The following is a 20,238-nucleotide window of genomic DNA, read 5'->3' as shown; positions in this document are numbered from 1 at the left end:
AATTTAATTAAAAAAATTAAGTACAGTTGAAAAGAAAACTAAAAAACGAAGAATTAGATAGACTAGACGTTTCAGAATTTAAAGACGCTAAAAAGACGCCTATCATTATTATTTTAGATAATATTAGAAGTCTTAACAATATCGGTTCTGTATTTAGAACTAGCGATGCTTTTTTAATTGAGAAAATTTATCTCTGTGGCATCACCGCACAGCCTCCGCATAACGACATTAGAAAAACTGCTTTAGGAAGTACTGAAACTGTAGATTGGGCATATGCAGAACACACTATAGATGTTATTGAAAAATTAAAAGCAGAAAACGTAAACATCTGTTCTATTGAACAAGCCGAAAACGCAACTATGCTCAATGATTTTAAACCTCAACCTAATGAAAAATATGCCTTTGTATTTGGTAATGAAGTAAAAGGTGTTGACCAAAACGTAGTTGACGCTAGTGATCTGGTGATTGAAATTCCGCAATATGGCACCAAGCACTCCTTAAATATTTCGGTGAGTTGTGGTGTTGTAATTTGGGATGTGTTCAGTAAATTAAAAGCGCTGTAATAATTGAAACCAAAAACACCTTGGCCCACAAAAGATGCCATGCAGCAAGTCTATGACCTGCATCTTTGGGGTGGAAAAGACTTTGACTTTTACTCAGGTGATGGCTCTCATAACATTAAAATTGTTGAACCTTACCTTCATAGTGTTTCTACGTTTTTAAAATCGCATAACAACTCTCTTTCTGTTTGCGATTTAGGTTGTGGTGATTTTAATACTGGAAAGCAACTCATTAATTATACTAAAAAGTATATTGGAATTGATATCGTTGAAAATTTAATTGAAAGAAACAAAACCCTATTTAAAGCCGAAAATTTAGAATTTCATTGCCTTAATATTGTTGAAGATGAATTACCAAAAACCGACTGTGTTATTTTAAGACAGGTGTTACAACACTTATCTAATACTGAAATTCAAAAAATCATTAAAAAACTCTCACATTATAAATATCTGATTCTGACAGAACACTTACCCGTTGGAAATTTTACACCTAACATAGATATTATTTCAGGACAAGGTATTAGGATTAAAAAAAATAGTGGTGTTAATCTACTGGAAGCTCCTTTTAATTTGAAAATTGTTGAAGCACAAAAACTTTCACAAATTACTTTAGATAACAATAAAGGTATAATTAAGACTACGCTTTATAGACTATAAGAAGTTCCACACCAAACAAAACTAAGAACAACAGAACCAACGGCCTACTACTTACTGCTTGCTGCTTACTGAAGACTCATTAATCTCTCCCAACAACCACAAATAATCCGCACGATGCTTAACAAAATCCTTATCTGAAACATCAATGATTTTCACATTCATATCAGGTTGACTTTTTAAAAACTCAAGATAACCTGTATTTATTTTTTCTAGATAATCGTCTTTGATATCCTTTTCGTAATTACGGCCTCGTTTTTTAATATTAGCCTGTAAACGTTCAGTATTTTGATATAAGTAAACGTACAAATCGGGCTTTGCAATATCTTTGTAAACTTGATAAAACAATTTACGATATAAACGGAATTCATCTTCTGGCAAGGTTACTTTAGAGAAAATAAGCGACTTATTTACATCATAATCACTAACCATAAAATCCTTAAACAAATCTAATTGTGATAAATCATCACTAATTTGTTGATAACGGTCTGCCAAAAAAGACATTTCCAAGGTAAAGGCATAACGTTCTGGCTCTTTGTAGAATTTTGGTAAAAACGGATTATCAGCAAAACGCTCTAATATTAGTTTAGCATTAAAGTCTTTAGAAATTTTATTAGCCAAACTTGTTTTTCCGGCTCCAATATTACCTTCAATTGCTAAATAATTATAATTATTAAAGGTGTAAACTTTCCTTGGATTCTTTAGCCAAATATTAACGTGTTCTATCTCTGAATTATCTACACACTGACCTAATAATGCTTCGATTGAAGTATTTAAAACCGGATGCTTAAAATCTTTAGCGATATCAAGCAGTGGCTGTAAAACAAATGTACGATGTTGTAATTGTGGATGCGGAATGATTAAGTTTTTTTCTTCAAGAATTTCGTCTTCAAAAAACAGAATATCTAAATCTATTTCGCGAGATTCATAACCACTGGTAGTTTTAGCAGCTCTACCCAACTTAAGTTCAATCTCTTGTAATAATTTTAAGACGCTCTTAGGCCTTAATTCTGTTTCAACCGTAATACAGGCATTAAAAAAATCGTCACCTTCAAAACCAAAAGCTGGCGTTTTATATACTTTAGAAATCTTTTTAACCGCACCAATACGTTCAAAAATAGCATCAATAGCAGATTGCAAATACTGCAATTTATTGCCTTTGTTACTCCCTAATGCTATATGGATGGTTTTGGTTGGTTTCATCGAAGCAACAAAATAACTAAAACAAATTTTATTACTTTAGCTTTACCTAAACTATTTATTAACCATTTTTAATGTCATTAAAAGACAAGCTTTTAGCCCAACGTATCTACTTCTTACTTGGAGGACTTTTTATCACTTCGCTCGTCGTTTCAAACCTAATATTTCAAAAATTCTTTTATTGGCATCCTTTTGATGTTGAGATTTTTGGTTCTAAATTATTTGAGATTTCTGTTGGTATTTTACCCTATCCCATTACATTTTTAATTACAGATTTAATTAGTGAGATTTATGGTAAAAAACGTGCTAACGACATTGTGGTGGTTGGTATTTTTGCTTCACTATTTTCCTTATTAATTATCTATACAGCGTCAAGTGTACCTGCTACAAATTGGTCTTATGTTAATGACACCATGTTTAACAAAGTCTTTGGGAACACGTCGCTTGCTGTTTTTGCTAGTATGGTGACCTATTTATTTGCTCAGTTTGTAGATATTCAAATCTATCATTTCTGGAAACGATTAACCAAAGGCAAACACCTTTGGTTACGTAATAATTTCTCGACATGGTTTTCTCAATTTATAGACACCTTTACTATTGTGTTTTTACTCTGTTCATTTGGCATTATAGATTGGGCAAATTTTCCAGGATTACTCATTAGCGGCTTTATTTTCAAAGTATTAATCGCATTATTAGACACGCCTTTTTTATATTTAGGCGTCTATTTATTCAGAAAGCGTTTTAAGCTAAAGGTAAATGAGGAAATAAATTTATTATAACCGCTAAACAAAACATTAAAATCTTCTTAAACTTACCGAAATTAGCAACTTTTATACGGAATTTTGCGTATATAACTAAAGAAGCTATTTAAAACTTACAAATACTAATTATGAAGAAAGTCCTCAAAATTGTCGGAATCATTTTACTACTTTTTATTGCGATTCTTATTGCAATACCTTTTGTCTTAGAGTCTAAAATAGATGCCATTGTTCAAAACTATGCTGATGAAAACTTAAATGCCGAACTAACTTTTGACGATATTAGCCTAAGCCTTATCAGTAGTTTTCCTAAAGCCGAAATTAGTGTAGACAATTTAAAAATCACCAACCGCGCTCCTTTTGAAGGAGAAACCTTAGCTACAGCAAAATCATTGTCTTTTGAAATGGGAGTTATGCAATTATTGAAAGGCACGGAAGAACCTCTAGAGGTTAATGAAATAATAGCCAACGAGCTACTTCTTATTTTAAAAACTAATAAAACTGGTGCTGTAAATTATGACATTGTAAAGGAAAATGAAACAGATGCGGCACCTGTAGACACCGAAGCTTCAAGCGGTTTTAGTTTTGATATTGACAACTACGAACTTAACAACAGTGCTTTTACCTATATTGATGACACATCTAATATGGCATTTTACCTTACAGAAATTAACCATAAAGGAACAGGTATATTTTCTGGAGGCAAGTCGGAACTAGACACAAACACAGAAGCTAATGTCACCTTTGCTATGGACAGCACTGAATACTTAAGCAATAATAGCATTAAGCTAGACGCACTCATCGATTTAGATTTAGAACAACAGAAATACACCTTCAAAGAAAACAAAGCCTACATCAATGCCTTACCCTTAGAATTTGATGGTTTTGTGCAGTTGGTTGAAGCTGGACAACAAATTGACATTACGTTTAAAAACCCTGAAGCATCCTTCAAAGATTTTTTAGCTGTTATTCCTAAAGCTTATGCTAAGGATATTGAAAACGTAAGCACTACTGGGAATTTTACCGTAAACGGAATTGTTAAAGGATTAGTTTCAGAAGAAACAATACCAACCTTAGATATTAATTTAAATTCCAGTAATGCATCATTTAAATTTCCTGACCTCCCCAAAAGCGTCCGAAATATTGCGATTGACGCTTCGGTAAAAAACACAACAGGTAATATAGACGACACATTTGTAAACATTAATAAACTGAATTTTCAAATTGATGAAGATGTATTTAAATCTGAAGCTTCTATTAAAAACCTCACAAAAAACATATTGGTTGCTGCCAAATTAGATGGCGTTTTAAATTTAGCAAACATCACTAAAGCTTACCCTATTGAATTAGAGAATGAACTTAGCGGTATCTTAAAAGGAAATGTCAGCACTTCTTTTGATATGAACGCCATTGAAACAAATGCTTACCAACGCATTAAAAATGTTGGTAGCGTTTCGTTATCTAATTTTGTATTTTCTTCTGAGGACATTGTAAATCCGATACAAATCAATAAAGCAGATTTAACGTTTAAACCAGGAACTGTAAGCTTAAATAGTTTTGATGCTTTAACGGGACAGAGTGATTTTTCAGCTACAGGAACTATTACCAATTTACTAGGTTTTCTTTTAAGCGATAAAAAATTAGAAGGTAACTTTAATGTTAATTCTAATACGTTTGCCATTTCAGATTTTATGGTAGAAGATGAAACAGCTAGTGAAACCTCTAATAAAACAACCTCTGAAACAGAATCTCTTAAAATTCCTGCATTTTTAGATTGCACTATTACAGCCAATGCTAAAACAGTAATTTATGACAATCTAAATCTAAAAAACGTAAAAGGGCAACTATTAATTAAAGACCAAAATGCGAATTTAAAAAATATGACCACAGATATTTTTAACGGTCAATTAGGGATTTCTGGTAATGTATCTACTAAATCTGCAAAGCCAAGTTTTGATATGAAATTAGGCATGCAAAACTTTGACATATCACAATCCTTCAAAGATTTAGAAATGCTAAAAGCCTTGGCACCAATTGCTAATGTATTGCAAGGAAAATTAAATTCTACCATTGATATTAGCGGTTTTTTAGACGAAAGCTTCTCTCCAGATTTAACAACAATGTCTGGTAATGCTTTGGCTGAAATTTTAACAGATAAAGTAGATACAAGCAATAGTCCTTTACTAACAAGCTTAGATAGCAAATTAGATTTTATTGATTTTAACAAACTAGATTTAAAAGACATTAAAACGAATTTAAGTTTTGAAAACGGACAAGTTTCTGTAAAACCATTCACTATTAATTATAAAGACATTCCTATTGAAGTCTCTGGTTCTCATAGCTTTTCAAATACAATGAACTACAGTGCTGTTTTACAAGTACCAGCTAAATATTTAGGAAGTGAAGTCAATCGTTTGATTGGAAAAATTAATGACAATGAAGTCAATAATCTAACGGTTCCAATAACAGCTAGTATTGGTGGCACATTTGCAAGCCCTAATATTAAAACCGATTTAACATCTGGTGTTACCAACTTAACCAATCAATTAATTGAAATTGAAAAACAAAAATTAATAGGAAAAGGAAAAGATAAGGTTACAGATTTATTAGGTGGCCTTTTAGGAGGAAACTCAACGCCTACAAAAACCGATTCTACATCAACAAAAGAAGATACAACAAAGTCATCTACTGAAGACAAAGTTAAAGAAGGAGTAGGTAATATTTTGGGTGGACTATTAGGCGGAAAGAAAAAAACAAGTAACAAAAAAGCGACAGATTCAACCAAAAATTAACCGTTCAACGGTTAAAATAGCTATTTTTCGTTAAAACCTGTTAATAATAACCTAATTGTTTGGAATTCTTAATTATTAGATTACATTGAAGGTTCACTAAATTTTAAAAGGATATATGAGGCAGTTAAAAATCACCAAGCAGGTTACCAACAGAGAAGACAAATCTTTAGATAAATATTTACAAGATATAAGTAAAATTCCGTTGATTACTGCTGATGAAGAAGTGGAATTAGCACAGCTTATAAAAAAAGGTGATCAAGCAGCTTTAGACAAATTAACGACAGCCAATCTTAGGTTTGTGGTTTCAGTTGCTAAACAATACCAAAATCAAGGTTTAAAATTACCAGATTTAATTAATGAAGGTAATGCTGGTTTAGTAAAAGCCGCAAAGCGTTTTGATGAAACAAGAGGTTTTAAATTTATTTCTTATGCTGTATGGTGGATTAGACAAGCGATATTACAAGCATTAGCAGAGCAATCGCGTATTGTAAGATTACCATTAAATAAAATTGGCACAATTAATAAGATTAATAAAGCTTTCTCTCATTTAGAACAGCTTCACCAAAGGCCACCAAATGCAGAAGAAGTTGCCCGCGAATTGGATATTAGTGTTCGTGAAGTAAAGCAATCTATGAAAAACTCTGGTCGTCACCTCTCAATGGATGCTCCATTAAAAGATGGAGAAACATTTAGTTTATATGATGTCGTAAGTTCTGGTGAATCACCAAGACCTGATAGAGATTTAATGAAAGAGTCTTTAAACACAGAAGTTGAACGTGCTCTAGAAACACTAACTCAAAAGGAAAGTGATGTGATTCGTTTAAATTTTGGAATCGGAGATCAACCACCAATGACCCTTGAAGAAATTGGAAGTATTTACGATTTAACACGTGAACGTGTAAGACAAATCAGGGAAAAAGGTATTAGAAGATTAAGACATGCAAGTAAGAGTAAAATCTTAAAAACATACCTAGGTTAAAAATAAATATCTAAAACGTTGAATTAATTTTTTATTTTCAAATAGTTAGCATATATTTGCCGACCATTTGCAAGAATTAGTTAACAAAAATATATCGATAAATGATTAAAATCGAAATCAAAGAAGGAGAAAATATAGAACGTGCACTTAAGCGTTACAAGCGTAAACACAGAAATGTGCAAATTATGCAAAACCTTAGAGAATCTCGTTATTTCACTAAACCTTCTGTAAAAAGAAGAAGAGAGATTCAGAAAGCTGAATACATTCAAGGTTTGAGAGACGCTGAAGATATATAGATATATATTTCTATAAGATAATATTAAAGAGTAGCATAATGCTGCTCTTTTTTTATGCAATAAATCCTGCATATCTTAATTTTTCATTTTATCTTAAAGCCTTTATAACTTATAATATAAAACTAAATTATGCCAATTATAAAACCTGTTAAAGGAAAACATCCACAAATTCCAAAAGATTGCTACGTAGCAGAAAATGCAACTATTGTTGGAGAAGTTTCTATGGGAAAAGAATGTAGCGTATGGTTTAACGCCGTAATCCGAGGTGATGTACATTTTATAAAAATGGGCAACAAGGTAAATATACAAGATGGTGCAGTGATTCATGCAACATATAAAAAATCACCAACAACCATTGGTAATAATGTATCTATAGGTCATAATGCCATAGTGCATGGTTGTACTATAAAAGATAATGTGCTTATTGGTATGGGAAGTATTATTATGGACGATTGTATTGTTGAAAGCAATAGTATTGTCGCTGCAGGTGCTGTATTAACTAAAAATACCATTGTAGAATCTGGAAGCATCTATGCTGGAGTACCTGCAAAAAAAGTAAAGGACATTAGCAAAGAATTAATTTCAGATGAAATTGATAGAATCGCTAATAACTATGTAGAATATTCAAGTTGGTTTAAGGAGTAATTTTGAGCGTCTAAAAAGCTGAACACCTTATCTATATTAAACCTCTCGTTTTAAGCGTTCAATTAAGCCTTCAACATTTGAAATCTCTTTTAAGACATCTGGATTTAAAACCGTTGTTAGCTCATGACCTTCTAACTTAAGAATGGTTGGATACATCATTTTTACACTAGGAAATTTTGCTTCAAACTCATCTTTATGATAAAATTCCATTTTAAAATGATTTTCTGACCTAAAGTTCTTCCAAATTGTATTTTCTGTAAATGCATCATGTGTCAAAGCACACAAACTACATTTATAGGTTGAAGGACTAAAAAGCTTATGTCCTGCATCAAACAATGCATTTAACGCCCCTGATTTAGCATTATAAACAAATAGTAATTTCATAATAGATTAGTATACTTTAAAAAGGAAACCTTACTAAAAATCTAAATAAGTCGCATTAAATTGTTGGTTTAAAATTGAATTTAAAACTGCCACATTACCGTTAGAAAATAACTGTATCGCTGGATTTAACTCAGAATTGTTTAATAAGTTTTTATCCGATAAAATTGTTTGTGTCTGTTTTGCTACCGCCAAACCCGAATCAATAATTTTTATGTGCTCTGGAAGCATTTTAGAGAGCATAGGAATAAGGTACGGATAATGTGTGCAGCCTAGAACCAAGTAATCAATATTTTGCTCTAACATCGGTTTTAAATAGGCCTCTAGCAATACCTGCATTTCAATCGAGTCTAGCTTACCCGATTCTATTAATGGCACAATACCTTCACCTACTTGCTCAATCACTTTTATTCCATTAGTATATAAATCTGTTGTTTGGTGAAAAAGCTGACTACTTAAAGTTCCTTTTGTTGCTAAAATACCTATGACCTTAGTTTTAGTATTTAGAGCTGCTGGTTTTATTGCCGGTTCTATACCAATAAAAGGAATGCTGTAGTTTTTTCTTAGATAAGAGATGGCATTTGTTGTAGCTGTATTACAAGCCACAATAATGATTTTACAACCTTTACTTATAAGATATTCGGTATTTTTAATACTTAGCTTGAGAATGTCTTGGCTTGTTTTATTCCCGTAAGGTGCATTTTTACTATCGGCTAAATAGATGTAATTTTCATTTGGTAAAAGCGTATAAATCTCCTTGAAGATAGATGTACCTCCAATACCCGAATCAAATATACCAATGCTTTTTTTACTCATGTATACAAAAATAAAAAGTCGCTTATTAATAAGCGACTTTCTAAATGTTTATTTTTTTTAATTAGGATTACATTCCTAATTGTTTTTTAACATCTGCCATAAGGTCTTTACCATCTGCTACAATTAACATTGCAGAATCTACAACATATTGAAATCCTTGTGCTTTAGCCACAGCTTTAATCGCATTGTCTGCTTTTTCAACGATAGGCTTTAAAAGATTAAATTCTTTTTCTTGTAAGCTTTTTTGAGCTTGTTGTTGGTATTCTCCTAAGCTCTGCTTGATACCTTCAACCTCTTGCATACGTGCTTGATTCTCTTCATTAGTCTTTGTAGGCTCTTCTGCTGTATATTGCTTTAATTTTTTATCTAACTCTTTAAGTGAATTTTGAATTTCAGCTTCATAAGTTTTACCCATCTTTTCAATATCTATTTGTGCTTGGGTATAAGCTGGCATAGATTTAATTAATTCTTGCTTATTAATATGAGCAATTTGACTTTGAGCAGCTGTAAGACTTGTAGCTCCTATAAAAAGTACCGATGCAAATAATAAAGTTTTTAAATGTTTCATTTTTCTAAATTGTATTTGTGTGTTATAAATTATTAATTGTTTACTTCTAGTTGTCTCCGTTTTTCTTGGATTTAGCGATAGAATCTAGTCTTTTTACTTGTCTTTCTCGCTCTTCACGTGCTTTTTTACGTTCTTCTAAAATTTTATTTTTTCTATCTGCTAAAGCTTTCTGACGTGCTTCTCTTTCTTTTATTTTATTAAGGCGTTGTGCTTCTGCTATTTCCGCAGCTGTTTTAGGCTTTTTAGAGCTTATTGAGTCTTTTTTAACAGCACCTTTAGCTTTTGTACTATCTGTTTTTACAATTGGTCTCGCACTTGCTGTAGAATCTTTTGCTGTAGCTTTATCAGAAGTAGAAGCAGATTTATTATTTCTTGCTTCTATGGCCTTTTGACGGCGCTCTTCTGCCTCTTTCTTTTTAGCGTCGCGTAATGCTTCTTGTGCTTTTTTTCTATCCTCTGCTGCTTTCTCACGTTCTGCACGTTTAGCTGCCAATTCTTCTTCACGTTTAGCTTTACGATCCTCTAATGCTTGTTGACGAGCATCCTTGTCTCCTCCTCCTACAACTGGCACAACCGCTTCATCTTCTAATGCCTTGCGCTCTTTTTTATTTTTAGCTTGTGATCTTTTAGATGTTCTTGTAATTGTTTGCAGTACACGCTCACTAATATCATAACGTTCTGCAGAATACAACATCACAACATCTGCTGATTTATCAAATACAAAATCATACTTTCCAGTTTCTGCGATATCTTGCACTGCTGCAAAAATTTGATCTTGTATAGGTTCTATTAACTGACGCTTTTGAATCATTAAATCTCCATCTGGTCCAAAACGCTTTTGTTGATAATCTAAAATTTCAGCTTCTTCAAAAGAAATATCCTCAAAACGCTCATCGTATAATTCTTTAGTTAAAAGGACACGTTCATTATCAAGCTCTGATTTCTTTTGTTCTATGGCTCTTAATTTTGTTTCTATTTCAGATTTCCAATCTTTCACCTTTTTATCTAACTGCGTAGAGGCTTGTTGGTATTCAGGTACGTTTTGTAAAATGTATTCTGTATCTATATAACCTATTCTTACTCCACGCTGGGCATTTGCAGTAAAGCTCAACAGGCTTATTGTTGCTAGTAAAAAAAGAACTTTAAATTTCATCATTTTTGTTTTTGTATTTTGAGACATTTTACTTGTAAAACCAAATGTGTTATCATTTTAGTATTACTAATCATCAAATTTAACGAAATATATTCTTAAAAATTTTAACACCATGATGAAATCCTTGTTTAGCTATTAGAAAATATCGTGCCAAACTTAAAATTGCTGCCCAATAATAAAGTGTGTTTCCCATTTTTTGACTGTTGCTCCATATGGAGATTCATCAAAGGCATGACCAAAGTCTATCCCAAGTAAACCAAAGGCTGGCATAAAAATTCGCAGTCCAAAACCGGCAGATCTTTGAAGGTTAAATGGATCAAAATCTTTAAAGTCATTTACAGATGAACCTGCTTCTAAAAATGATAATGCATAAATTTTAGCTTGTGCACCTAAAGTGATAGGATATCTTAATTCTAAAGAAAATTTATTATAGATTGAACCTCCATCTTCTGATGATAACGACTGGTTTGGATAACCACGTAATTGCACAACTTCCCTTCCATCTAATGAAAAATTACCTAAACCATCACCACCAACAAAGAAACGCTCAAAAGGAATTACACCACGTGCATTATTATAAGCTCCAAGGAACCCAAACTCTACACTTGGTCGTAATATTAATTTTTTAGTTAAAGCCTGATACCAATCTGCTTTAAATTTAATTTTATAAAACTCTAACCATTTAAAACGCTCTTGGTCAATTTCACCTATTCTTTCTGCGGCGTTATTATATAAAGTAGTTTCTTGTAAACTAGGGTTTGGATTTGATTGATAATCACTAATTATTTCGTTTTGTTCTGCTCTTTCGTCCTGTAAAGCATCATAATCTACACCATTAACTAATGAATAAGGGAATGAAAACTTAGCTGATACTGAAAAATTAGAACCTCCCGTTGGGAAAATTGGATCGTTATAAAGGTTGTTTCTACTTAATCCAATAGTATAAGATAAGTTATTAGAAGTACCATCACCAAAAGTAAATAAACCGGTGTTGTAATTCTGAAGATCATAATGCTGATAACTTATGGCTTGTGATAACAAAAAGTAATCATCTGGCTTTGACAATCTTGTTGAAAGACCAAAGGTTAATCCTGTTATATTAAAACGTTTACTTTTATCTGCATTTCCTGTTGACGAATCATATAAAAATTGTCTTGAATGCGAAAGCGATGATGACATTTGAAATGGTTTTTTACCACCAAACCAAGGCTCACTAAATGAAAAGCTATACGTTTGAAAAAACTGACTTGCTTGAAGTCTTAATGCTAAACTCTGACCATCACCTCTTGGTACTGGTTTATAAGCGTCTTTCTTAAAGATATCCTTTATTGAAAAGTTATTAAACGATAAGCCTAAAGTACCGATGAAGCCTCCTCCACCATAACCACCTTGTAACTGTATCTGACTAGATCCTTGCTCTACAACAGAATACTCTATATCTAAGGTACCATCTACAGGGTTTGGATTTTTAACATTTGGTGAAATTTGTTGTGCGTCAAAATACCCTAATTGTCCAAGCTCTCTAATGGTTCTAATAATATCTGCTTTTCTGTAAAGCATACCAGGACGTGTTCTTAATTCTCTATAAACCACATGGTCGTTTGTAACATCATTACCAATTACAGTAACATTATTAAAATACGCTGGTTTACCTTCAGAGATACGGATTTCCATATCTATTACATTTCCTTCTGCACTAACTTCAACAGGGTTTATTGTAGAGAACATATAACCATAATTCTGATAAGCATTGGTTATGTCATTAGCATCTGGATTAGTTTCGTCTGCAATACGCTCTCTTAACTCTACTCCATTATATGTATCTCCTTCTTTTATTCCAAGAAGACTAGATAAATACTGATCTGTATATACTGTGTTACCTACAAAAGTAATTTTTCCAAAAGTGTATTTTTCACCTTCTTCTACTTTAATATTAAGAGCTATATTTTTCTTATCTAAATAGGTAATAGAATCAGATATAATCCTAGCATCTCTATAACCATTTTCTTTATAGTAATCTACTACACTTATAAGATCTTCTCTAAAATTATCTTCAATATATTTTGAACGTTTTAAAAGTCGAATAAAATTCTTTTTCTTCGTATTTTTCATTGCTCTACGAAGCTTTTTATCGGCCATTATTTCATTACCTTCAAAATTAATTGTTTTAATTTTTACTTTTTCGCCTCTGTCTATATCAATGCGCATATTAACACGCTCTTTCTCTACAGAGTCAATAACTTGTGACGTACTAATTTTTATTTTAGTATTTAAAAATCCTTTTTTCTTATATTTATTGGTAAGGTAATTTCTAGTTGTAGCAATAAGGTTTTCTGTTACTTTCAGACCTGGCTTAAGCTTATTCTCTTCAATAACCTCTTCCTTTTTTCCTTTTCTTACACCTTCAACGGTAATATCCTTAAGTTCTGGTAAATCACTAAGATGAATTTCTAAGTTTGCTGTATTGCCTTCTATATTTGTAACATAGATATCTATACTGCTAAACAAATTAGATTTCCATAATGTTTTAACAGCATTAGCTATTTTCTCTCCACCAACTTGTACCTCTTCATCCTTTCTAAGTTTAGAATAAGCAATTATAGTTTGTGCACTAAAATTAGTGTTTCCTGTAACAATTATTTCTTTGATTAAATAGGTTTCTCCTTCTTCAACCTGAGCATTACTGGTAAATGAAACTGTAAATAGTAATACAGTACATATAAATTTAATAAATGACTTCAATACTGTCTTATTAGGTAAGTTGTTCGCTTGTTTTTCCAAATCTTCGTTCTCTATTTTGATAATTTATGAGTGCCTCATATAGATCTTCTTTTCTAAAATCTGGCCACAAAATATCTGTAAAATATAATTCTGCATAGGCTATTTGCCAAAGCAAAAAATTACTAATACGTTGTTCTCCACTTGTGCGAATAAGCAGGTCTACGTCTGGTAAATTTTGCGTGTAAAGATGCTTATTTATAATGGATTCATCAATACTTTCAGCAGAAATTATATTATTTTTAACTTTAACTGACAATTCTTTAATAACATTAACAATTTCTTCACGAGAACCATAGCTTAATGCTAAAGTTAATGTCATATTTTTATTATCCTTTGTCTTTTCTATAACATCTAATAGTTCTTGATGCGCTTTTTTAGGTAAATCGCTCAAACAACCAATTGCACAGAGTTTTATACTATTGTCTTGAAGTGTTTTAATTTCCTTTTTTAAAGATTTTACTAAAAGCTTCATTAAGGTTTGTACTTCTAACTTTGGTCTGTTCCAATTTTCTGTAGAAAAAGCATAAAGTGTTAGGTTTTTAATTCCTATCTCTGCACTTGCTTCAACGGTTTGTCTTACTGACTTTGTCCCATTTTCATGACCAATAGCGCGTAACATTCCTTTTTGTTTTGCCCAACGACCGTTGCCATCCATAATAATAGCAACATGTTTAGGTAACTTTTCTTTATTTATTTGATCTTTTAAACTCATTTAAAAATTGCAATAGCATGGTCTTCTTCCAAAGGTGTAAGTTAATGTAATTCCTGTAAACATATACCAATCTGTGTTATTCGTATTTCCAAAACTAAATACTTCTCTATCTACAGAATCTGGAACACTTCCATCTAACTCATCCGAAAAAGTATAACGTGCACCAATTTCTGCCGCCAAAACAAGGTGATATGCTATGTTTGTTTTATATCCCAAAGCCATAGGAATTCCTACCGCCCAACTACTTGTGCCTTCTGATATATACTCACCTGTTGGAGTAAAATAATAATTATCATGATTCGCTAGAGAAATACCCGAATACAAATATGGTGTACCTTTCATACCACTCGAATGTAAGTCGAAATCTAAAAATGTAAATTCCATTCCTGCTGAAATTTCCAATATACTTGTATCAAACTGATAACCACGTTGTTTTCGTCTAGGATCGTCAGATTCTCCATCAACCCCTTTTAAGTCTGAAAATATTAAAGAAGCTCTAAACGAATGCCTTGGACTTCTATTCCATCTTGCAACAATACCAAAAGCAGGTTGATTTGGCGAAATATAATCTGTTGCACCAACATCTCCAATAAAATTACTTCCACCAGCAAATATACCAACCTCATAGATTTGAGCATCAGCCTTATTAATAATAAAAGTACTTAAAATAATTAGAAAAATATACCTCATAAATTTTTCAAAGTTTGCAAATATAACAATTAAGATTTGTGTGTAACAATTTGATGCAAATTGTCTTACTCATTAACAATTTAAAGAGGTATTTATTGTATTATTTAGCTTTAGTTACGTCGATCTTCTCCCCAAAGCAACTTTTTTCGGAGTGTTGCCAAAAAGGTTTCGTCTAGTAGTTCTACCATTTTTACAACAAAATCTGCTTTTTTTACAGTAACTGTTGTGGTATTAGATAATGTTACAATCCTTGAATCTAACGACATTAAAAACTGATCTTCTCTACCGCTAACTTTTAAGGTTACTGTTGTATTGTCTGGAATAACCAAAGGACGTGCGCTTAAATTATGTGGTGCTATTGGAGTTAACACAAAATTATTTGCATCAGGAGCAATTACTGGCCCACCACAACTTAAAGAATATCCTGTAGAACCTGTGGGCGTAGATAATATGAGTCCATCTGCCCAATATGAGGTTAAATATTCACCGTTAAGATGTGTTTCAACGGTAATCATAGATGTTGTATTTTTTCGACTTAATGCAATTTCGTTAAGTGCAAAACTTGTATTAACGACATCATTATGTCCTGGATCAGTTGTGACACTTAATAATGAACGTTCAGAAATTTTATAATCACCACTAAATATTTCTGATAAAGCTGTTTGAATATCTTCAACTTGTATCGTTGCTAAAAACCCCAAACGTCCTGTATTAATTCCCACTATAGGAATACCTAAATCTCTCACATAAGTTACAGCTCTTAATATAGTACCATCACCTCCTACACTTATTAATAAATCATAACTCGTATCTAATTCGTCAAATGTTTTAACTTCTGAACTATTCTGAATGGCTGTATTTTGAGTTGTTAAAAATTCACTTTCAAAAAAAACAGTGGCATGTTTTAATAACAAAAAATTAAAAAGCTGCTGAACTGTTTCTTGAGTTGTTTCTTTTACATAATTCTGCCCGTAAATTGCTACCTTCATAATTACATATTTAGGTATTTATCGAGATATTGCGAGCGATCTTTTAAACTTTCGATATAAGAATCCTCTTCATGACCTGAAATAATATTATAACTATAACGTCTAAAAGTATGAATAACGTCATTAATACTAGCGTTACCAATTTTTACCGTTATCCTCACTAAATCGCTATCCATTTTAGAAATAAAAGCGCCTAGTAATTTAGCGTTGTTAGACTCTACAATCTGACTGATTTCACTAAACGAATAATCGTTAATTCCTTTTTCAACAATTAAAATACCGCCTGGCTCTGCAAAGAAAGGTGTTTCATTAAACAAATGAATGATATCATTTAACTCATAATAACCAAGATATTTATTGTTTTGATCTAAGATGGGCATAATATTAGAATCGTTTTGTGCAAACGCTTCGAGCACATCTAACCAAATAGTCGTTGGCCTTACAAAAAAACCTTCTATAGCATAATTACAGTCACTAATAGAATTAGCACCTTCAAAACAATGCGCGTCAGTTTCTGAAACACATCCCATATACACACCATCTTTATGAATAGGAATATGTGAATATGTTAACTGATTAAAAAGCAATTTTAAATCGCTTACTTTATCAGTAATACTCAACGGTTTTATATCATTTATTACAAAATCTTGAAGCTCCATTATACAATATTAAATAAGTTGCAAATTAATCAAAAATAACCACAAAAAGCTTGTGCTCATTTTTAGAGCTTAGCTTTACTTTTTCTTCAATTTACAAAATTACCATTTTACATTATAACTTTACATTTTTTATACTCGCAACTAAACCATAATCAAAAAAAAATACTTTACCACAGAGCTGAAACTTTTCGGTTAAACCAAAAAGTAAGGTTGAGTTCTGTATTTTTGTAATAGAAAATCTAATAAAATGACCAAATTAAGTGTTAATATAAATAAAATAGCTACGCTAAGAAATAGTCGTGGAGGTGATGTACCAAATGTCGTTCAGTTTGCAAAAGACGTACAGCGTTTTGGAGCTGAAGGTGTTACCATTCACCCAAGACCAGATGAAAGACATATTCGCTACCAAGATGCCTACGACCTGAAACCAGAAGTTTACACAGAATATAATATTGAAGGGAATCCTATCCCCAAATTTATAGATATGGTATTAAAAATTAAGCCAACACAAGTTACCTTGGTACCTGATTCTGTAGATGCAATTACCTCTAATGCAGGTTGGGATACTATAAAACATAAAGATTTTTTAATTGAAGTAATTAAGGAATTTAAAAGTAACGGCATCAGAACATCCATATTTGTAGATCCTGATTTACACCAAATAGAAGGTGCAAAAGCAACCGGAACTGACCGTATAGAACTTTACACTGAAGCTTTTGCTCATCAATATAGCTTAGGAAACAAAGACGCCATAAACCCTTATATGGAATGTGCTGGTTTAGCAAATACCATGCAACTTGGTATTAACGCAGGACATGATTTATCTTTAGATAATATTAAATTCTTTAAAGAAAACATAACGGGTTTGCTGGAAGTTTCTATTGGACACGCTTTAATTGCCGAAAGTCTATACTTAGGTATTGAAAATGTTATTGGGATGTATTTAGAAAAACTGAAATAAAATAAGCTAAAAACACGACGTTTAAAGAAACTTCAAACTCAAAAACATGAATTTACACTCAAATATAATAGGAGAAGGAAAACCATTTATAATTCTACACGGATTTTTAGGAATGGGTGACAATTGGAAAACCCTAGCCAAACAATTTTCTGAAGCTAATTTTGAAGTTCATCTTGTAGACCAACGTAATCATGGTCGTAGCTTTCATTCTGAAGAATTTGATTACGACGTAATGGCTGAAGATTTAAAAACCTATTGCAAAACCAACAACCTAAAAGAGGTTGTTTTATTAGGCCATTCTATGGGTGGAAAAACAGCAATGCTTTTTGCTACTAAATACCCTGAGTTAGTAAACAACCTTATTGTCGCTGATATCTCTCCACGTTATTACCCTGTACATCATGATGCCATTTTAGAAGGCTTAAGTCAATTAAACTTTTCAGAACTCAAAACCAGAGGCGAAGCAGACAAAGCATTAAGTAATTATGTTCACGAAGTTGGAACTCGTATGTTTCTACTCAAAAATTTATACTGGATAGAAAAAGGACAATTAGGTTTACGTATTAATTTAGACGTTTTAAAAGCAAACGTTTCTGAGGTAGGAGAAGCACTTCCTATACATGCAACCTTTCAAAAAGACACGTTGTTTTTGAGAGGTGATCGCTCAGAATATATTGGAGAAGCAGATGAAACTATAATTCATCGCCATTTTCCAAATTCTAAAATTACAACAATCTCTAACGCCGGACACTGGTTACACGCAGAAAACCCTAAAGAGTTTTACAAAGCTGTGATGAATTTTGTATCTTAGGTAAACTTAATTAAATATTGAAATTATGAATTTACTGATTAGACTTTTACTAAACGCCTTAGCTGTTTTTGTTTTGGCTAACATACTCAATGGAGTCCATGTAGATGGTTATGTTGGGGCTATTATTGTCGCTGTAGTTTTATCAATTCTTAATTTGCTGGTAAAACCTTTTTTAGTTATCCTTACCTTACCAATTACCATTATGACTTTGGGTGTTTTTTTATTAGTCATCAATGCCCTCATCATTCTATTAGCAGATAAACTTGTAGACGGATTTAGTGTCTCAAGTTTTTGGACAGCCATATTATTTAGTATTCTGCTATCTATCTTACAATCATTGCTACAATCCTTTTTAAAAGACGACAAAAAGTAGCTGATATACAAACGCTTAAAACTATTGTTGGGTTGTAAAAAATATTGTATTTTTGCAGCCCAATTTTAGTTTCAAGAAAATGAATATTACAAGAGAAAACATCGACGCATTAAATGCAGTTGTAAAAGTTGATATCGCCAAAGAAGATTACAGCGATAAAGTAGAAAAAATATTAGTAGATTACCGTAAGTCTGCAAACATTCCTGGTTTTAGAAAAGGTCACGTACCAATGGGAATGGTAAAGAAGCAATATGGTAAAGCGGTTTTAGTAGATGAAGTAAATAAATTATTACAAGATGCTCTAGGTAAGTATTTAGTTGAAGAAAAATTAGATGTATTAGGTAACCCGTTACCAAAAGCTCAAGACGATTTAGATTGGGATGCTGAGGCATTTACTTTTGAATTTGAATTAGGTTTAGCACCAGAATTCGATGTAAATCTAAAAAGTAAGAAAGCAATAACGCATTATAATATTGTGGCAGATGACAAGATGATCAACGATCAAGTTGAAAACATCCAAAAGCAATATGGTAAAATTGTTTCTCAAAGCGAAGTAACAAAAGATTCTGAAATTACAGGAACGTTTACAAACGAAGAAAAAGAAATCGATAATTCTACAATGCTTACTTTAGATAAATTGAAAGGAAAAACAAATCCTAAGAAATTTATGGGAGCAAAAGTTGGCGATGTTATTTCACTAAAAACAAAAGGATTATTTAACGATGATCATGACTTAATGACCTTCTTAAAGGTATCTCACGATGATGCTCATGGTTTAGATATTGATGTGAATTTTACAATCACTGAAATTAACGAACGTGAATTAGCAGATTTAGATCAAGAGTTATTTGATAAATTATTCGGAAAAGGAGTTGTAACATCAGTAACAGAATTAAAAGATAAGATAAAGGAAGATTCAGAAAAGCAATTTGCACAACAAGGTGATCAGAAATTGCTAAATGATGTTACCGAAAACTTAATCGAAAACACAAAATTCGATTTACCAGCAAGCTTCTTACAAAAATGGATGCAAACTGCAGGTGAAGAAGAAATGACTGAAGAGCAAGCTAAAGAAGAATACGAAAAGTCTGAAAAAAGCATGCGCTACCAACTTATTGAAGGTAAATTAATCACAGAGCACAAGCTACAAGTTCAGTTTGAAGAATTAAAGTCTTATGCTATGGAAATGATTAAAGGTCAGATGGCTCAGTTTGGTCAAATGAATCCTTCAGATAAAGAATTAGAAGACATTGCAGCTCGTATCTTAGGAAACCAAGACGAAGTAAAGCGTATGTCTGAGCAATTAATGAGTCAGAAGTTATTAAACTTATACAAAACTGAAGCTAATATTAAAACCAAAGACATCACTTATGATGATTTTGTAAAAGAATTCTATAGCTAATTTTAAAAATATTAAGGCTTAGCCTTAAAACCTTAAAATGTGGTTAACGTTAAAACGG

21 protein-coding genes are annotated in these 20,238 nt (G+C 32.0%); 11 read left to right on the top strand and 10 right to left on the bottom strand.

Annotated elements, in window-relative coordinates:
• Window positions 1-26: 26 nt before the first annotated feature.
• A complete protein-coding gene (locus ABD730_RS01250) occupies window positions 27-563 on the top strand; it encodes an RNA methyltransferase (RefSeq protein WP_334467862.1) in 537 nt (178 codons plus the stop codon).
• Window positions 564-602: 39 nt separating this feature from the next.
• Window positions 603-1,217 carry a class I SAM-dependent methyltransferase gene (locus ABD730_RS01245; protein ID WP_344712318.1) on the top strand — a complete coding sequence of 205 codons (615 nt, stop codon included), beginning with the start codon at window positions 603-605 and terminating at the stop codon, window positions 1,215-1,217.
• A 51-nt stretch (window positions 1,218-1,268) separates the two neighbouring features.
• Here the strand turns inward: ABD730_RS01245 and folK are convergent, their stop codons facing one another.
• The gene (folK, locus tag ABD730_RS01240; RefSeq protein ID WP_344712004.1) at window positions 1,269-2,417 is read right to left on the bottom strand and encodes a 2-amino-4-hydroxy-6-hydroxymethyldihydropteridine diphosphokinase; all 1,149 of its coding nucleotides are present in this window, start codon (window positions 2,415-2,417) and stop codon (window positions 1,269-1,271) included.
• Between the two features lie 71 nt (window positions 2,418-2,488).
• Between folK and ABD730_RS01235 the strand changes: the two genes are divergently transcribed.
• From ABD730_RS01235 to ABD730_RS01215, 5 genes are all read left to right on the top strand, one after another.
• Window positions 2,489-3,193: a queuosine precursor transporter gene (locus tag ABD730_RS01235; RefSeq protein WP_334467866.1), complete on the top strand. Its 705-nt coding sequence runs from the start codon at window positions 2,489-2,491 to the stop codon at window positions 3,191-3,193.
• A 110-nt stretch (window positions 3,194-3,303) separates the two neighbouring features.
• Window positions 3,304-5,964 (top strand): AsmA-like C-terminal region-containing protein, encoded by a 2,661-nt coding sequence (locus ABD730_RS01230; protein ID WP_344712001.1) that lies wholly within the window; start codon window positions 3,304-3,306, stop codon window positions 5,962-5,964.
• Window positions 5,965-6,079: 115 nt separating this feature from the next.
• Entirely contained in the window at window positions 6,080-6,943 is an 864-nt protein-coding gene (locus tag ABD730_RS01225) for a sigma-70 family RNA polymerase sigma factor (RefSeq protein ID WP_215928363.1), read from the top strand.
• A 101-nt stretch (window positions 6,944-7,044) separates the two neighbouring features.
• Window positions 7,045-7,239: a 30S ribosomal protein S21 gene (gene rpsU, locus ABD730_RS01220; protein ID WP_195871527.1), complete on the top strand. Its 195-nt coding sequence runs from the start codon at window positions 7,045-7,047 to the stop codon at window positions 7,237-7,239.
• A 129-nt stretch (window positions 7,240-7,368) separates the two neighbouring features.
• The gene (locus tag ABD730_RS01215; RefSeq protein WP_344711995.1) at window positions 7,369-7,884 is read left to right on the top strand and encodes a gamma carbonic anhydrase family protein; all 516 of its coding nucleotides are present in this window, start codon (window positions 7,369-7,371) and stop codon (window positions 7,882-7,884) included.
• Window positions 7,885-7,920: 36 nt separating this feature from the next.
• Here the strand turns inward: ABD730_RS01215 and ABD730_RS01210 are convergent, their stop codons facing one another.
• The 9 genes from ABD730_RS01210 to ABD730_RS01170 form a co-directional block, all read right to left on the bottom strand.
• Complete coding sequence (locus ABD730_RS01210) at window positions 7,921-8,268, bottom strand: GTPase (RefSeq protein WP_344711993.1); 348 nt, start codon at window positions 8,266-8,268, stop codon at window positions 7,921-7,923.
• Between the two features lie 33 nt (window positions 8,269-8,301).
• A complete protein-coding gene (murI, locus tag ABD730_RS01205; RefSeq protein ID WP_344711991.1) occupies window positions 8,302-9,081 on the bottom strand; it encodes a glutamate racemase in 780 nt (259 codons plus the stop codon).
• A 67-nt stretch (window positions 9,082-9,148) separates the two neighbouring features.
• Window positions 9,149-9,649: an OmpH/Skp family outer membrane protein gene (locus ABD730_RS01200; protein ID WP_334467878.1), complete on the bottom strand. Its 501-nt coding sequence runs from the start codon at window positions 9,647-9,649 to the stop codon at window positions 9,149-9,151.
• A gap of 46 nt (window positions 9,650-9,695) precedes the next feature.
• Window positions 9,696-10,805: an OmpH/Skp family outer membrane protein gene (locus tag ABD730_RS01195; RefSeq protein WP_334467880.1), complete on the bottom strand. Its 1,110-nt coding sequence runs from the start codon at window positions 10,803-10,805 to the stop codon at window positions 9,696-9,698.
• A gap of 153 nt (window positions 10,806-10,958) precedes the next feature.
• Window positions 10,959-13,583 (bottom strand): outer membrane protein assembly factor BamA, encoded by a 2,625-nt coding sequence (gene bamA / locus ABD730_RS01190; RefSeq protein WP_344711988.1) that lies wholly within the window; start codon window positions 13,581-13,583, stop codon window positions 10,959-10,961.
• Complete coding sequence (gene uppS / locus ABD730_RS01185; RefSeq protein ID WP_215928354.1) at window positions 13,555-14,295, bottom strand: undecaprenyl pyrophosphate synthase; 741 nt, start codon at window positions 14,293-14,295, stop codon at window positions 13,555-13,557. Before uppS ends, bamA begins: the two co-directional genes overlap by 29 nt.
• A complete protein-coding gene (porG, locus tag ABD730_RS01180) occupies window positions 14,296-14,985 on the bottom strand; it encodes a type IX secretion system protein PorG (protein WP_344711986.1) in 690 nt (229 codons plus the stop codon).
• A 110-nt stretch (window positions 14,986-15,095) separates the two neighbouring features.
• Entirely contained in the window at window positions 15,096-15,974 is an 879-nt protein-coding gene (locus tag ABD730_RS01175) for an NAD kinase (protein WP_334467888.1), read from the bottom strand.
• 2 nt (window positions 15,975-15,976) lie between these two features.
• Complete coding sequence (locus tag ABD730_RS01170) at window positions 15,977-16,633, bottom strand: CBS domain-containing protein (protein WP_334467890.1); 657 nt, start codon at window positions 16,631-16,633, stop codon at window positions 15,977-15,979.
• Between the two features lie 247 nt (window positions 16,634-16,880).
• Between ABD730_RS01170 and ABD730_RS01165 the strand changes: the two genes are divergently transcribed.
• The 4 genes from ABD730_RS01165 (at window position 16,881) to tig (ending at window position 20,180) form a co-directional block, all read left to right on the top strand.
• On the top strand, window positions 16,881-17,594 hold the full coding sequence (locus tag ABD730_RS01165) for a pyridoxine 5'-phosphate synthase (protein WP_215928348.1): 714 nt from the start codon (window positions 16,881-16,883) through the stop codon (window positions 17,592-17,594).
• Between the two features lie 46 nt (window positions 17,595-17,640).
• A complete protein-coding gene (locus ABD730_RS01160) occupies window positions 17,641-18,405 on the top strand; it encodes an alpha/beta fold hydrolase (protein WP_344711981.1) in 765 nt (254 codons plus the stop codon).
• Window positions 18,406-18,430: 25 nt separating this feature from the next.
• Entirely contained in the window at window positions 18,431-18,778 is a 348-nt protein-coding gene (locus ABD730_RS01155) for a phage holin family protein (protein ID WP_334467896.1), read from the top strand.
• A 79-nt stretch (window positions 18,779-18,857) separates the two neighbouring features.
• Entirely contained in the window at window positions 18,858-20,180 is a 1,323-nt protein-coding gene (gene tig / locus ABD730_RS01150) for a trigger factor (protein ID WP_215928342.1), read from the top strand.
• The last annotated feature ends 58 nt before the right edge of the window (window positions 20,181-20,238 follow it).

The sequence above is a fragment of the Winogradskyella damuponensis genome (assembly GCF_039538385.1).
GTDB lineage: Bacteria > Bacteroidota > Bacteroidia > Flavobacteriales > Flavobacteriaceae > Winogradskyella > Winogradskyella damuponensis.
Note: the sequence above shows the minus strand (reverse complement) of the source record. Positions and strands in the feature narration are given on the sequence as shown.

What these genes read in the sequence shown, in the direction of transcription:
- ABD730_RS01245 (WP_344712318.1), top strand. Translation starts at nt 603, where the DNA reads ATGCAGCAAGTCTATGACCTGCATCTTTGGGGTGGAAAAGACTTTGAC.
- folK (WP_344712004.1), bottom strand. Translation starts at nt 2,417, where the DNA reads ATGAAACCAACCAAAACCATCCATATAGCATTAGGGAGTAACAAAGGC.
- ABD730_RS01235 (WP_334467866.1), top strand. Translation starts at nt 2,489, where the DNA reads ATGTCATTAAAAGACAAGCTTTTAGCCCAACGTATCTACTTCTTACTT.
- ABD730_RS01230 (WP_344712001.1), top strand. Translation starts at nt 3,304, where the DNA reads ATGAAGAAAGTCCTCAAAATTGTCGGAATCATTTTACTACTTTTTATT.
- ABD730_RS01225 (WP_215928363.1), top strand. Translation starts at nt 6,080, where the DNA reads ATGAGGCAGTTAAAAATCACCAAGCAGGTTACCAACAGAGAAGACAAA.
- rpsU (WP_195871527.1), top strand. Translation starts at nt 7,045, where the DNA reads ATGATTAAAATCGAAATCAAAGAAGGAGAAAATATAGAACGTGCACTT.
- ABD730_RS01215 (WP_344711995.1), top strand. Translation starts at nt 7,369, where the DNA reads ATGCCAATTATAAAACCTGTTAAAGGAAAACATCCACAAATTCCAAAA.
- ABD730_RS01210 (WP_344711993.1), bottom strand. Translation starts at nt 8,268, where the DNA reads ATGAAATTACTATTTGTTTATAATGCTAAATCAGGGGCGTTAAATGCA.
- murI (WP_344711991.1), bottom strand. Translation starts at nt 9,081, where the DNA reads ATGAGTAAAAAAAGCATTGGTATATTTGATTCGGGTATTGGAGGTACA.
- ABD730_RS01200 (WP_334467878.1), bottom strand. Translation starts at nt 9,649, where the DNA reads ATGAAACATTTAAAAACTTTATTATTTGCATCGGTACTTTTTATAGGA.
- ABD730_RS01195 (WP_334467880.1), bottom strand. Translation starts at nt 10,805, where the DNA reads ATGATGAAATTTAAAGTTCTTTTTTTACTAGCAACAATAAGCCTGTTG.
- uppS (WP_215928354.1), bottom strand. Translation starts at nt 14,295, where the DNA reads ATGAGTTTAAAAGATCAAATAAATAAAGAAAAGTTACCTAAACATGTT.
- porG (WP_344711986.1), bottom strand. Translation starts at nt 14,985, where the DNA reads ATGAGGTATATTTTTCTAATTATTTTAAGTACTTTTATTATTAATAAG.
- ABD730_RS01175 (WP_334467888.1), bottom strand. Translation starts at nt 15,974, where the DNA reads ATGAAGGTAGCAATTTACGGGCAGAATTATGTAAAAGAAACAACTCAA.
- ABD730_RS01170 (WP_334467890.1), bottom strand. Translation starts at nt 16,633, where the DNA reads ATGGAGCTTCAAGATTTTGTAATAAATGATATAAAACCGTTGAGTATT.
- ABD730_RS01165 (WP_215928348.1), top strand. Translation starts at nt 16,881, where the DNA reads ATGACCAAATTAAGTGTTAATATAAATAAAATAGCTACGCTAAGAAAT.
- ABD730_RS01160 (WP_344711981.1), top strand. Translation starts at nt 17,641, where the DNA reads ATGAATTTACACTCAAATATAATAGGAGAAGGAAAACCATTTATAATT.
- ABD730_RS01155 (WP_334467896.1), top strand. Translation starts at nt 18,431, where the DNA reads ATGAATTTACTGATTAGACTTTTACTAAACGCCTTAGCTGTTTTTGTT.
- tig (WP_215928342.1), top strand. Translation starts at nt 18,858, where the DNA reads ATGAATATTACAAGAGAAAACATCGACGCATTAAATGCAGTTGTAAAA.